General features: G+C 58.4%; 12 protein-coding genes, 1 tRNA gene and 1 riboswitch. Of the genes, 8 read left to right on the forward strand and 5 right to left on the reverse strand.

Going from position 1 to position 13,093, the window contains the following annotated elements:
- Nucleotides 1-122: 122 nt before the first annotated feature.
- Complete coding sequence (ykgO, locus tag QZ196_RS12895; protein ID WP_010141322.1) at nt 123-248, reverse strand: type B 50S ribosomal protein L36; 126 nt, start codon at nt 246-248, stop codon at nt 123-125.
- 78 nt (nt 249-326) lie between these two features.
- Nucleotides 327-401 (reverse strand) — tRNA-Val (locus QZ196_RS12900).
- 153 nt (nt 402-554) lie between these two features.
- Between QZ196_RS12900 and QZ196_RS12905 the strand changes: the two genes are divergently transcribed.
- Nucleotides 555-1,418 carry an N-formylglutamate amidohydrolase gene (locus QZ196_RS12905; protein WP_296427032.1) on the forward strand — a complete coding sequence of 288 codons (864 nt, stop codon included), beginning with the start codon at nt 555-557 and terminating at the stop codon, nt 1,416-1,418.
- Nucleotides 1,419-1,443: 25 nt separating this feature from the next.
- On the opposite strand, the gene QZ196_RS12910 is transcribed toward QZ196_RS12905, so the two are convergent.
- A complete protein-coding gene (locus QZ196_RS12910; RefSeq protein ID WP_296427033.1) occupies nt 1,444-2,697 on the reverse strand; it encodes a DNA polymerase IV in 1,254 nt (417 codons plus the stop codon).
- A gap of 212 nt (nt 2,698-2,909) precedes the next feature.
- A riboswitch (glycine riboswitch) is annotated at nt 2,910-2,997 on the forward strand.
- Between the two features lie 121 nt (nt 2,998-3,118).
- On the opposite strand from QZ196_RS12910, the gene QZ196_RS12915 reads away from it, so the two are divergent.
- From QZ196_RS12915 to QZ196_RS12925, 3 genes are all read left to right on the forward strand, one after another.
- Nucleotides 3,119-4,339, forward strand: coding sequence for a D-amino acid dehydrogenase (locus QZ196_RS12915; protein ID WP_296427034.1), 1,221 nt, complete (start codon nt 3,119-3,121; stop codon nt 4,337-4,339).
- A 62-nt stretch (nt 4,340-4,401) separates the two neighbouring features.
- Complete coding sequence (locus QZ196_RS12920) at nt 4,402-5,292, forward strand: SPFH domain-containing protein (protein ID WP_296427036.1); 891 nt, start codon at nt 4,402-4,404, stop codon at nt 5,290-5,292.
- A 1-nt stretch (nt 5,293) separates the two neighbouring features.
- Nucleotides 5,294-5,566 carry a hypothetical protein gene (locus tag QZ196_RS12925; RefSeq protein ID WP_296427038.1) on the forward strand — a complete coding sequence of 91 codons (273 nt, stop codon included), beginning with the start codon at nt 5,294-5,296 and terminating at the stop codon, nt 5,564-5,566.
- A 25-nt stretch (nt 5,567-5,591) separates the two neighbouring features.
- Here QZ196_RS12925 and pyrF read toward each other — a convergent pair whose 3' ends face one another.
- The gene (gene pyrF, locus QZ196_RS12930; protein ID WP_296427041.1) at nt 5,592-6,311 is read right to left on the reverse strand and encodes an orotidine-5'-phosphate decarboxylase; all 720 of its coding nucleotides are present in this window, start codon (nt 6,309-6,311) and stop codon (nt 5,592-5,594) included.
- Between the two features lie 223 nt (nt 6,312-6,534).
- Between pyrF and clpB the strand changes: the two genes are divergently transcribed.
- Nucleotides 6,535-9,147, forward strand: a complete 2,613-nt coding sequence (gene clpB, locus QZ196_RS12935; RefSeq protein WP_296427045.1) for an ATP-dependent chaperone ClpB — start codon at nt 6,535-6,537, stop codon at nt 9,145-9,147.
- 93 nt (nt 9,148-9,240) lie between these two features.
- Nucleotides 9,241-9,846, forward strand: coding sequence for a hypothetical protein (locus tag QZ196_RS12940; RefSeq protein ID WP_296427048.1), 606 nt, complete (start codon nt 9,241-9,243; stop codon nt 9,844-9,846).
- 78 nt (nt 9,847-9,924) lie between these two features.
- Here the strand turns inward: QZ196_RS12940 and QZ196_RS12945 are convergent, their stop codons facing one another.
- Nucleotides 9,925-10,401 carry a fasciclin domain-containing protein gene (locus QZ196_RS12945; protein WP_296427051.1) on the reverse strand — a complete coding sequence of 159 codons (477 nt, stop codon included), beginning with the start codon at nt 10,399-10,401 and terminating at the stop codon, nt 9,925-9,927.
- Between the two features lie 281 nt (nt 10,402-10,682).
- Here QZ196_RS12945 and msrP point away from each other — a divergent pair, with 281 nt between their 5' ends.
- Nucleotides 10,683-11,582: a protein-methionine-sulfoxide reductase catalytic subunit MsrP gene (gene msrP, locus QZ196_RS12950; RefSeq protein WP_296427053.1), complete on the forward strand. Its 900-nt coding sequence runs from the start codon at nt 10,683-10,685 to the stop codon at nt 11,580-11,582.
- A 62-nt stretch (nt 11,583-11,644) separates the two neighbouring features.
- Nucleotides 11,645-12,256: a protein-methionine-sulfoxide reductase heme-binding subunit MsrQ gene (msrQ, locus tag QZ196_RS12955; protein WP_296427055.1), complete on the forward strand. Its 612-nt coding sequence runs from the start codon at nt 11,645-11,647 to the stop codon at nt 12,254-12,256.
- The last annotated feature ends 837 nt before the right edge of the window (nt 12,257-13,093 follow it).

Below are 13,093 nucleotides of genomic sequence, written 5' to 3' on the forward strand. Positions count from 1 at the left end.
CAGACATGCGTGTCATCGCGGGGGGGGTGCGGTTTGATTGCGTATTCAATCAGCAAAAGAAAAGTGTAAGCCCGCACGTTGCCATGCGGGCTTTCACTTTTGGTTTGCTGCTTTGGTCGGGTTTAGCCCTGACGGGCTTTGAACCGACGCTGCGTCTTGTTGATTACATAGACGCGGCCCTTACGGCGCACGACGCGGCAATCGCGATGACGCTGCTTGAGCGAGCGGAGGGAGTTACGTACCTTCATTGGGTCGTTTCCTTCTTGTCGCGGCGCGCGGATTGCGCCTTGGGTTAAAGTTAGGACCCCAAAAGGTCCGTGAATTCATGGTGGACGATACTGGGATCGAACCAGTGACCCCTTCGATGTCAACGAAGTGCTCTACCGCTGAGCTAATCATCCATATTCCGTTGCGCCTGCCTTGCGTCCTATAACGAAATAGGACGCGGGGCCAACCGCGTCAGGTGTGCGGTCTATAAAAGGAGTCGGAAGGAGGATCAAGGGCTTTTGGAAAAATCAAATTTCAGGCTATCTTATGCAACAGAGGAGTGCTGTTTGTCACAGTCTGCATATCATCTTGTCCGTCCGGCCAGCCGCAGCACAAGTGTTGTGTTTGCATCGCCGCATAGTGGTCGGGACTATTCTGCCGCCTTTCTGGCGCGCAGTGTTCTGGATGCGCGGGAAATCCGGTCGTCCGAGGATGCTTTTGTCGATGTGCTGTTTGCGGCGGCGCCGGACCATGGCGCCCCGTTTTTGACAGCGACGGCACCGCGCGCCTATCTGGATCTGAACCGGGGGCCGGATGAGCTTGACCCGGCGTTGATCGAAGGGGTTCGGCGCAATCCGCATAATCCGCGCGTGACAAGCGGGCTGGGGGTGATTCCCCGCGTGGTTGCCAATGGGCGCCAGATCTATCGCGGCAAGTTGACCCTAGCCGAGGCGCATCAGCGGATTGCGGGATGGTGGCGGCCCTATCACGATCAGTTGCAGACCTTGCTGGATGAGAGCAACAACGCATTTGGCGAGGCGATCCTGATGGATTGTCATTCGATGCCCCATGAAGCGTTGGAGCACGCCGGTTCGCCCGGTGCCTTGCGGCCCGATGTGGTGTTGGGGGACCGGTTTGGCGCGGCGGCGGCTGGCGCGGTTGTAGAGCAAGTCGAGGCGGCGTTTGCCAATGCGGGGCTGCGGGTCGCGCGTAACATGCCGTTTGCCGGGGCCTATATCACGCAGCACTATGGCCGCCCGTCGCGTGGGCAGCATGCGATACAGATCGAGATTGATCGCGCGGTTTACATGGACGAGCGGACGTTGGAGCCGAATGACGATTTTGCGGGGTTCAAGGCGGTGTTGGATGGTGTGATTGCGGCGCTGGCTGATATTGGGCGCGTGAGGGATCAGCGTGTGGCCGCAGAGTAGGGTGGATCTTGATCCACCTTACGGGTCAACGCAGGGCGCGCCCTTTGATGATTGCATCGGCGCCGAACTTCTGTCGGATTTGGTCGGCGGCCTTTTCGGCCTTGGCCCGCTGGTCCGCGCCGGGGTCGAGCAGGTCGGCTTCGCGATCTGCGCCCTGCGCGGATGTGATATCGGACAGGCCAACGCCGAGCAGCCGGTAGGGGCCCTGATCGCCAGCCTGATCGAACAGTCCCCGCGCGGTGCGGTAGATCGTATCGGCCAATTGCGTCGGGTGCCGCAGGGACTGCCGTTTGGAGATCTGTTTGAATGCCGATGATTTGAGTTTCAGAGTCACGACCCGCCCTGCCTTGTCATTGGCTTTGGCCCGTGCGCTGACCTTTTCGGCCATGCGCCAGATGTGGCCGTCGAGGATGTCGGTATCGTTGGTATCTTCGTTGAACGTCGTTTCATTGGACAGCGTCTTGACCGGGGCATTGACCTGAATGCGGCGCCCGTCTTCGCCCCTGGCCAAGCTGTAGAGCCGTTCGCCCATGCTGCCGAACCGGTCCTGCAGGTCGCGCCGGTCCCAGCGCAGCAGGTCATCGAACGTGCGTATGCCAGCGTCGTTCAGGCTGGTCTGGGCGGCGGGGCCAATGCCCCAGATCAGGCGCACGGAGCGGGGGCGGAGGAACGCTGTTGTTTCGGCCTTGCCGATGATCGAAAAACCACGGGGTTTGTCGAGATCGGACGCCACCTTTGCGAGGAATTTATTGTGTGACAGGCCGATGGAGCCAGACAGGCCCAATTCATCTTTCATCCGTTTGATCAGCCGCGCCAGCATCACTGCGGGTGGCGCATGGTGAAGGCGGGCGGTGCCGGACAAATCCATGAACGCCTCGTCCAGAGACAGGGGTTCGACGACGGGGGTCAGTTCGTCCATCATGGCCCGGATCGCCCGGGAGGCCGCGACGTAGGCATCGAAGCGGGGCCGCACGACGACCGCTTCGGGGCAGAGTTTCAGGGCCTGAAACATCGGCATCGCGGATTTGACGCCTTTGATTCGCGCCACGTAGCAGGCAGTTGACACCACGCCGCGTCTGCCGCCGCCGATGATGACGGGTTTATCGGCAAGCGCCGGATTGTCGCGCTTTTCCACGGACGCGTAGAAGGCATCGCAGTCCATATGGGCAATGGAGAGGGCGAATAGTTCCGGGTGCCGTGTCACCCGTGGACTGCGGCAGTGCGGGCAGCGGGTTTCGCTGTCAGAGGTCATGAGGCAGTCGCGGCACAGGGCTTGCATGGGGGTATCGTATCTGAATGATCGGCGTTGTGCTATTTGCTTGCAGCGGGTTTCCGAGATGCGGGTTTCCGGTGGTTGATATCGGACTGTTGGATTTTTTTTCGAAAAATCCATGCCTCCGGCGGGGATATTTGACCTCGGAAGAAACAGGAGAACGCGGCGATGAATTGGATTGCGTGCTGCGACAATCTGGCATAAGTTTCGCATCGGAAACACGCCGACCGGGAGAGAACGGTCAGGCCCGTCGCCGAAGGAGCAACCGCCCCGGTCACTCTCAGGCAAACGGACCGGTTGGGGTGCAATACGCCGAAGAGTGGTCAATTGGCCCGCCGAAGGAGCAAGCCGTGTTTGCGGTGAATCTCTCAGGTACAACAGACGGTGGGGGCAGCGGTGCAACAGCACCTTTGGCGGAGCAGGAAATTTGACCACTATTGCCGTACTTGGCGCCGGGATTACCGGCGTGACCACTGCGTATTCCCTGATGGAGCGCGGATTTGAGGTGACGGTTTTTGACCGTCAGCGCTATGCCGGGATGGAAACCAGTTTTGCCAATGGGGGGCAACTGAGCGCCTCGAATGCGGAAGTGTGGAACCAATGGTCCACTGTCATAAAAGGCATCAAGTGGATGCTGCAGGGCGATGCGCCGTTGTTCGTGAACCCGCGTCCCGGTTGGCACAAGGTCAGCTGGATGACCGAATTCCTGGCGAATATTCCCCGGTACAAATCCAATACCATCAAGACAGCCGGGATGGCCGTTGCCGCCCGTGCCGGTCTGGCCGAGATGGCCGAGAAATCGGGCGTCGATTTTGATTTCAGCCCTGCGGGTATCCTGCATTTCTATAAGGCTGAAAAAGATCTCAAGCATGCCCGCATGGTCAACGGTTTGCTGGCCGAGGGCGGGCTGGAGCGACACGAGTTGACTGTCGATGAGGTGATGGCCCGCGAACCCACGCTGCGTGGTGATATTATTGGTGGTTTCTGGACGGAAAGCGACAGCACCGGTGATATTCATAAGTTCACCATGGGTCTGGCTGATTGGCTGAAGGCGCAGGGGGTCGTGTTCAAGCTGGGCGCGCCTGTGACGGACCTGCATGTCAAGCCGGATGGGGTTTATGTGGAATGTGGCCATGAAGAGCGCTTTGACGGGGTGGTTGTTTCTGCGGGTGTTGCCAGCCGAAAATTCGCGCAGATGCTTGGGGATCGGGTCAATGTCTATCCGGTGAAGGGGTATTCGATCACGGTCAATCTGGATGACGCGGCCAGTCAAGCGGCTGCGCCGACGACATCGTTGTTGGATGACAAGGCCAAGATCGTGTCGTCGCGTCTGGGCAAGAACCGCCTGCGCATTGCCGGCACTGCCGAGTTCAACGGCGAGAACCGCGACATTCTGGAGCGCCGGGTTCGCCCGCTGGTCAAATGGTGTGAAACCCATTTTCCTGAGGTGTCCACGGAGAACTGTATTCCCTGGGCCGGTCTGCGTCCGATGATGCCAAATATGATGCCCCGCGTCGGCCCCGGCAAAAAAGATAGGGTCTTCTATAATACCGGTCACGGGCATCTGGGCTGGACACTGAGCCCGGCCACCGCAGAGACGATCGGTGCGACTGTTGCCGCGCGGTTCCAAAGCAATAGTATGCGATAGTATACATTGAAAACCATCTGACGCCCGGCTATCTGTTCTTCATAGCAATGAAGGACAGATTAATGCGTATCGAAGACCTGTTGGCTGAATTTTTGGGCCAAAATATACTGTATATGCTGCTGGCGCTGTTTATCGTCATCTGCATCATGGCAGGTGTGCGGATTGTGCCGCAATCCGAGAAATATGTGGTTGAGCGATTGGGCCGGCTGCACGCCGTGCTTGGGCCTGGCATCAACTTTATCGTGCCGTTTCTGGATCGGGTGCGGCACAAGGTTTCGGTGTTGGAACGCCAGTTGCCTGCGATGACGCAGGATGCGATTACGTCGGATAACGTGCTGGTGCAGGTCGAAACGAGCGTGTTTTACCGTATCATTGAGCCCGAAAAGACAGTTTACAGGATCCGCGACGTCGATGCGGCGATTTCAACCACGGTGGCGGGCATTGTCCGGTCGGAAATTGGCCGGATGGAGCTGGATCAGGTGCAAGCGAACCGCGCCACGTTGATTGATGCCGTTCGCGAACAGGTTGCCCAGCAGGTCGATGACTGGGGTATCGAAGTGACCCGCGCCGAGATTTTGGATGTAAATCTGGATCAGGCGACGCGGGCCGCGATGTTGCAGCAGTTGAATGCAGAGCGCGCGCGCCGTGCATCGGTCACAGAAGCGGAAGGCCGCAAACGGGCCGTCGAATTGCAGGCCGATGCTGATCTTTATGCCGCAAAGCAAGAATCAGAGGCGCGCCGTGTGCTGGCCGATGCCGAAGCGTATGCGACGCAGGTTGTCGCGGTCGCGATTGCTGAAAACGGGCTTGAGGCTGCGCAGTATCAGGTGGCGCTGAAGCAGGTTGAAGCACTGCAGAAACTGGGTGCCGGGTCGGGGAACCAGACCATCGTATTGCCTGCGAACGCATTGGATGCGTTTGGGGACGCCTTCAAAATGCTGAAAGGACGCTGATATGCCTCTTTGGACAGAATGGTGGGTGTGGATGTCCGGGGCGCTGATCCTGGCCACATTGGAGGTCCTGCTGCCGGGGTACATTTTCCTTGGATTTGCCATGGGTGCGGCGGTGATGGGGGTGCTGCTGCTGTTTGGCTTGTCGGCCGCCGGTTTTGCAGTGACGTTGGTGATTTTTGCGGTGTTATCGCTGATTTCATATATCCTTATGCGCAAATACTTTGGCCTGCGCAGCGGGCAGGTCAAGATTTGGGATACCGACATTAATGAATAAGGTGGGGTTATCCCCATCCTTTCGCTTAGTCGGGGCGCCGGGCCTGCGGTGAGGCCATTTCGGCGATAATGCTTTGGGCGGCTGCGCGTGGGTTTTCGGCCTGCCAGATGGGGCGCCCGACCACCACATGATCGGCCCCGTTCGCAATCGCCTGGGCCGGGGTCATCACCCGCTTTTGGTCGCCAAGTGCGGCACCGGCGGGCCGCACGCCGGGGGTGACGATCAACTTGCCTGCCGCTTCGGGCAGGGCGCGGATCAATGCCGCCTCTTGGGGGGATGCGATCACACCGTCGGCACCGTTCATGAGCGCGATACCCGCCCGTTCCTGTACCAGATCCGCGATATTGCCGGGCTTGATACAAGAGGCATCCAGATCGGCGCGGTCCAGCGAGGTCAGGATTGTAACCGCAAGGATTTTCATGTCAGAACCCCCGGCCCCTTCGCGGGCGGCGCGCACGACATGTGGGTCGCCGTGCACGGTCAGGAAATCCAGATCGAATTGGGCGATGCCGCGCACCGCAGCTTCGACCGTGGCACCGATGTCAAAGAACTTCATGTCCAGAAAAATACGTTTGCCATGTTCCTGCTTGAGTTCATTCGCGAGCGCGAGGCCACCGCCGGTGAGCATGCCAAGCCCGATCTTGTAAAAGCTGACGCTGTCGCCCAGCACGCGGGCCAGTTCAAGGCCAGCCACCACATTGGGCACGTCCATCGCAACGATCAGGCGGTCATCAGATGCAATCATGGGCGTTCCTTTCAGGGGTTTTATGCGGATTGGCCCAGCCGTTCGCGGTGGTCAAGGAAGAATCAGGAATTCGACCATGGGATTGACGTAAATCAAAGGAAAGTGACGCGATAACTTGTCAACTGTGGCGACGCTTCCCATTTAGGGACCGAGGCCCGGTCAAGGGATGTGCTGCCAAGTCAGGCATTCTAAATTCTGTGGGCGCTTAACAAAGGAGATATTCATGAACCTTGAAAAGTTCACAGAGCGGTCGCGCGGCTTTATTCAGGCCGCCCAGACGATTGCCATGCGCGAAGACCACCAGAAGCTCGCGCCAGAGCATTTGCTGAAGGCGTTGATGGATGATGAAGAGGGGCTTGCGTCCAATCTGATCAGCCATGCGGGCGGGAACCCAAAGGCCGTTGTGATGGCTGTGGATGCGGCGCTTGCCAAGATCCCGCAGGTTAGCGGTGATACGGGGCAAGTGTATCTCGACAATACAACGGCCAAGGTCATGGATGAGGCTGAAAAGATCGCAAAGAAAGCCGGTGATAGTTTTGTCCCGGTCGAGCGGTTGCTGACGGCGCTTGCCGTCGTGAAATCCAAGGCCAAGGACGCGCTGGATGCCGGCGGCGTCACGGCGATGAACCTGAACGCGGCGATTAATGATGTGCGCAAGGGCCGGACCGCTGACAGTGCGTCGGCCGAGGGCAGCTATGACGCGCTGAAAAAATATGCCCGTGATCTGACGGAGGCCGCAGAGCAAGGCAAAATCGACCCGATCATTGGCCGGGACGAGGAAATCCGCCGCGCGATGCAGGTATTGTCACGCCGGACCAAGAACAACCCGGTTCTGATCGGTGAACCCGGTGTGGGTAAGACGGCGATTGCCGAAGGTTTGGCGCTGCGGATCGTGAATGGCGATGTGCCTGAATCATTGCGCAACAAGAAGCTGATGTCGCTGGACATGGGGGCATTGATTGCCGGCGCGAAATACCGCGGTGAGTTCGAGGAGCGTCTGAAGGCGGTTTTGAAAGAGATCGAAACCGCTGCCGGTGAAATCATTCTGTTCATTGACGAATTGCACACGCTTGTCGGTGCGGGCGCGTCTGAAGGCGCGATGGATGCCGCCAATCTGATCAAACCTGCGCTGGCGCGCGGTGAACTGCACTGTATCGGCGCCACCACGCTGGTAGAATATCGCAAGTATGTCGAAAAGGACGCAGCCCTTGCCCGCCGGTTCCAGCCGTTGCTGGTCGAGGAGCCGACCGTCGAGGATACGATCAGCATCCTGCGCGGGATCAAGGAAAAGTACGAACTGCACCATGGGGTGCGGATCAGTGATGCCGCACTTGTGGCTGCGGCAACGCTGTCGCATCGCTATATCACGGATCGGTTCCTGCCCGACAAGGCCATCGACCTGATGGACGAGGCGGCCAGCCGTTTGCGGATGGAAGTGGATAGCAAGCCAGAGGCGCTTGACGCGCTGGACCGCGACATTCTGCAAAAGCAGATCGAGGCCGAGGCGTTGAAGAAAGAGGACGACAAGGCGTCGAAAGACCGGCTTGAGAAGTTGGAGCGCGAGTTGGGCGATCTGCAGGAGCGTGCGTCAGAAATGACGGCGAAATGGCAGGCCGAGCGCGACAAGATGGAAGGTGCACGCGATCTGAAGGAAAAGCTGGACCGTGCCCGCGCCGATCTGGATATCGCCAAGCGCGAAGGCAATCTGGCGAAGGCCGGAGAGCTGTCTTACGGCGTGATCCCGCAATTGGAGCGCAAATTAGCCGAGGCCGAAAACAACGAAGACCTGATGGTCGAAGAGGCTGTGCGCCCCGAGCAGATTGCCGAGGTTGTCGAGCGTTGGACGGGGATTCCGACCAGCAAGATGCTGGAAGGCGAGCGTGACAAGTTGCTGCGCATGGAAGACGAGTTGGGCAAGCGCGTGATCGGTCAGAAATCCGCCGTGCGTGCCGTGGCCAATGCCGTGCGCCGTGCGCGTGCGGGTCTGAACGACGAAAACCGTCCGCTGGGGTCGTTCCTGTTCCTTGGCCCAACGGGTGTGGGCAAGACCGAGTTGACCAAGGCCGTGGCCGAATATCTGTTCGACGATGAACACGCGATGGTGCGGGTCGACATGTCCGAGTTCATGGAAAAGCACGCGGTGTCGCGTCTGATCGGCGCGCCTCCGGGGTATGTTGGGTATGACGAAGGCGGTGTGCTGACCGAGGCCATTCGCAGGCGCCCCTATCAGGTGATCCTGTTCGACGAGGTCGAAAAGGCGCATCCCGATGTGTTCAACGTGCTGCTGCAGGTGCTGGATGACGGTGTGCTGACGGATGGTCAGGGGCGGACCGTGGACTTTAAGCAGACGCTGATCATCCTGACGTCGAACCTTGGGGCGCAAGCGCTGAGTCAGTTGCCCGATGGCGCGGACCCGGCACAGGCCAAGCGCGATGTGATGGATGCGGTCCGGGCGCATTTCCGGCCCGAGTTCCTGAACCGTCTGGACGAGACGATCATCTTTGATCGTCTGGCCCGCGAGGATATGGCGGCGATTGTCACGATCCAGTTGCGGTTGCTGGCCAAGCGGCTGGCCGGGCGCAACATCACCATTGATCTGGATGAGCCTGCGCTGAAATGGCTGGCTGACGAAGGGTATGATCCGGTGTTTGGCGCGCGTCCGCTAAAGCGTGTTATCCAGCGGTCCTTGCAAGACCAGTTGGCCGAGATGATCTTAGCGGGGGATGTGGCTGACGGTGACGTGATCCACGTCAGCGCCGGGGCGGATGGGCTGTTGGTGGGTGACCGCGTGTCATCGAGTAACCGACAACCGCCGTTTGACGCGGTGGTGCACTGATCACAAGGGGCGCCTTCGGGCGCCCCTTGTTTCATTGCGGATAGTCTGCTTAAAAGCGTGATCTGCCGGGTCCATACAAGGAATGAATGACCTATGTCTGACAGTGAACTTAACAAGCCGCGCAGCACGCGCCGGCGCTTGGTCATTTGGGGTGCTGTGATTGCTGTGGCACTGGCCGGGACGGTTTACGCCTTGGGTGGGGGGCGCGCGTTTGCGCAGATTGCGGGCCACACAACGCATATGCACGGCGCGCATGACATGGCGAATATGCCCGGTCTGCGCGGTGTCGATGCGACGCAGCAGGAGACTGACGAGCTTGCCATCATGTTCAACAACTTTTCCAACATCACCCGCGAAGTGACCAATCTGCCCAACGGTATCCGCACGGTTACGGCATCGTACAACGAAGAGGTGATGGCGGCGCTGGTCAGTCACGTGGCGGGTATGATTGGCCGGGTCGAAGACGGTCGCGACCCGCAGATATTTATCCAAAGCCCGACGCTTGATATTCTGTTCGAGCGCGGTGCGGCGATCGTGACTGATATTGAGGTGACGGACGCCGGGATCGTGGTGACACAAACGTCCGATGATCCGCAGGTCGTGGCCGCATTGCACACCCACGCGGCAGAGGTGACAGATCTGGCGAACCGCGGCATGGAAGCGGTGCATGAAAGCATGGCGCAGCGGGTCGTTAACTGACTTCCCGATTGACCCGACCAAACAAACAAAAAGCCCCGGTCGATTGACCGGGGCTTTGTTCGTTTTGGCTTGTCGGATTTAGCTTGGTGGCAGGATCACTTTGTCGATGACGTGGATCACGCCGTTCGATGCTTCGATGTCTGCTGCGACCACGTTGGCGTCGTTCACCATCACGCCGCCTTCGGTCATGATTGTGACGTCTGCACCGTTCACGGTCGTCGCCATCATGTCGTTGGTCAGATCAGTGGACATCACTTTGCCCGCGATGACGTGGTAGGTCAGGATCGCGGCAAGGGCTTCTGGATCAGCCAGCAGGCTTTCGACTGTGCCTTCGGGCAGCGCGGCAAAGGCTTCGTCTGTGGGGGCGAACACGGTAAACGGTCCTTCGCCTTTCAGGGTGTCGACCAGACCGGCGGCCTGTACGGCAGCGACGAGCGTTGTGAAGGTGCCCGCGTCAATGGCTGTGTCAACGATGTCTTTGGTGTGGCCCGCGGCAAAGGCGCTTGAGGCCAGAGCGGTTGTTGTTGCGAGTGCGATAAATGTTCTGCGTAGCATTGGTAGTCTCCCAGTTTGTGTGGGATGCCGTTTGTTGGCATCTAGAGTTTATACGGCCGCTGTCAGAACCGGATCACCGGGGATTTCCGCCAATGCAACTTGACGAATTGCACGCCGCGCCTAAGCCACAGCGTTTTGGGATTTCCATTCACAGTTGTGTGACAAACCGTGATTGAACCGGGATGATCTTGGATCATTTCACTGATCTGGCGGCATCGTGAGACATCTTTCAATACTTATCCTCTATATGATGTCTGGCAACGAATTGAATGGAGAGGCCAATGGCATATCGCTGGAGCAATGACCTGACACGCGCGGACATCACACCGAAATCCGCATTCCTGAACCGCCGCCAGATATTGGTCGGGACGGTAGGGCTGGGGGCCATCGGCCTTGTGGGGTCTGCGGCGCAGGCACAGACGTTGGAGCCCAATACGCTGGAAGAGATCACCAGCTACAACAACTTCTATGAATTTGGCACTGGCAAGACAGATCCCGCCCAGAACGCGGGCGCGCTGGTCACATCGCCATGGTCGATCAAGGTGGACGGCATGGTTGATAACCCCGGCGATTACGGGCTGGCCGATTTGCTGGATGGTTTGACGGTCGAGGACCGCATCTATCGGTTCCGCTGTGTCGAGGCGTGGTCGATGGTGGTGCCGTGGAACGGAATCGAGCTTGCCGATATCCTTAATAAGGTGGGCGTGCAGTCGGGCGCAAAATACGTGGCCTTTGAAACGGTCGTGCAGCCCGAAAACATGGTCGGCGTGCAGCGCCGCGTTCTGGATTTTCCATATGTCGAGGGGCTGCGTCTGGACGAGGCGATGCATCCGCTGACATTGATGGCGACGGGCATCTATGACGAACCGCTTGCCAACCAGTCCGGCGCGCCGATCCGTCTGGTGGTGCCGTGGAAGTATGGGTTCAAGTCGATCAAATCGATTGTGCGCATCACCTTGACGGACGAAGAGCCGCCGACCAGCTGGAACAAGGTCAGTGCCCGCGAGTATGGTTTTTACAGCAATGTGAACCCGCAGGTGGATCACCCGCGCTGGTCACAGGCGACAGAACGCAAGATCGGTGGCGGGTTGTTTGCCAGCCGTCAGGATACGCTGATGTTCAATGGCTACGCCGAAGTGGCGGGGCTTTATGAGGGCATGGATCTGTCGGAATTTTTCTAGACACCATGGCGGAGGCTTGGGCGCGGGCCGCACGATATACACTACTTTTTCGGAGACAAGGCATGACCCCTTCCCAAGCGATCAACGGCGCCCTGCGCAAGGTCCCGGCATGGACTATATACATAGGGATCGCCGCATGGGTGGTTTGGCTGTTCTATCTGGGCCTAACGGGTGGTCTGGGGGTAGAGCCGATCAATGCGCTGGAACGTGAATACGGGGCGCTGGGCCTGAAGCTGCTGATCCTGGGTCTTTTGGTGACGCCGTTGCGCAAATGGACGGGGGTGAACCTGATCAAATTTCGGCGTGCCATCGGCGTAACAAGCTTTTTCATGATCCTTGCGCATTTCCTTGTCTGGGCGGTTCTGGATGTGCAGACGTTCGCGCGGGTCTGGATGGAGATCGTAAAGCGGCCCTATGTGACGGTAGGCATGGTGGCCTTTGTGCTGCTGATCCCGCTGGCGGCCACATCGAACAATCTGTCAGTGCGGCGACTGGGCGCGGCCCGGTGGCGTAAATTGCACAAACTGACCTATCCGGCGGCGATCCTGGGGGGCGTACACTATCTGTGGCTGGTCAAAGGCTTTCAGATTGAACCGATCATCTATTTGATCGTCATTCTTGGGCTGGTCGCGACCCGTTATACCAGCATTGGATGGCGACGGCAGGCTGTGTGAATCGCCGCAACGGTCGGAAGTTCAGAAACCCGGCGCAGAACTGCGGCGGGTTTTTTTTGCGGCTGGTGCGGAAAATGCGACCGAACCATCGCCCCGATTCCCCTGTATGGGGTGGTCGCGTTACCGATTCATGGCGTAGTTTGGCGGTGGTTCACCGTGAGTCTTGCCGGGACTTGTGGATGAAGCTGTGGATAACCCAAAATCTGGTATGTTCCGTTTCCATTCTGCCCAGAGAAATTGCGGCAAGGCGTGATGTTGACGGGACAAAATGGCTTTAAGTCATTCAAAATGTTCAATTATTTAACGATGTCATAAAAAATGCATGTTTCGCTAAGAAAAGGGTTGCGGCCCCCAGCCACTAACCTTAGAACCCCCCTTACCGGACGAGCAGAGACGCTCTAGGGTGCGCCGGACGGGCCAGACGGAAGCGGAGACGCGGAGGGATGGTTGTGCTGGCGACGAGATAACATTGAGGTATTACAGGCGGGGCGCGCCAAGAAGTCAGGGCGCATCTTGTGAGTTTTTGTCTCTACGCTTTTTGAAATTGATATATCTGAAGAGATATGTGGGCGGTTTGGTTCAGTTCGATGGATCAGACGTCTGTATATCAACGCTCTTAGGACTTCGGTTCGATGATAGAGTGTCAGCTTCACTGTTTGAGTGGCTCTTGGTTAACTTTGTTAACTGAAAGCACAACAAACAGAGAAAACGCCATTTGGTTTCAGTAAGGCCAAGTGGTGATGTGCAGAGGTTCGAACGTCAAGGACAGCGTCGCAAGATGCTTTCAACTTGAGAGTTTGATCCTGGCTCAGAACGAACGCTGGCGGCAGGCCTAAC

It is taken from the genome of Yoonia sp., from assembly GCF_017854565.1.
Lineage (GTDB): Bacteria > Pseudomonadota > Alphaproteobacteria > Rhodobacterales > Rhodobacteraceae > Yoonia.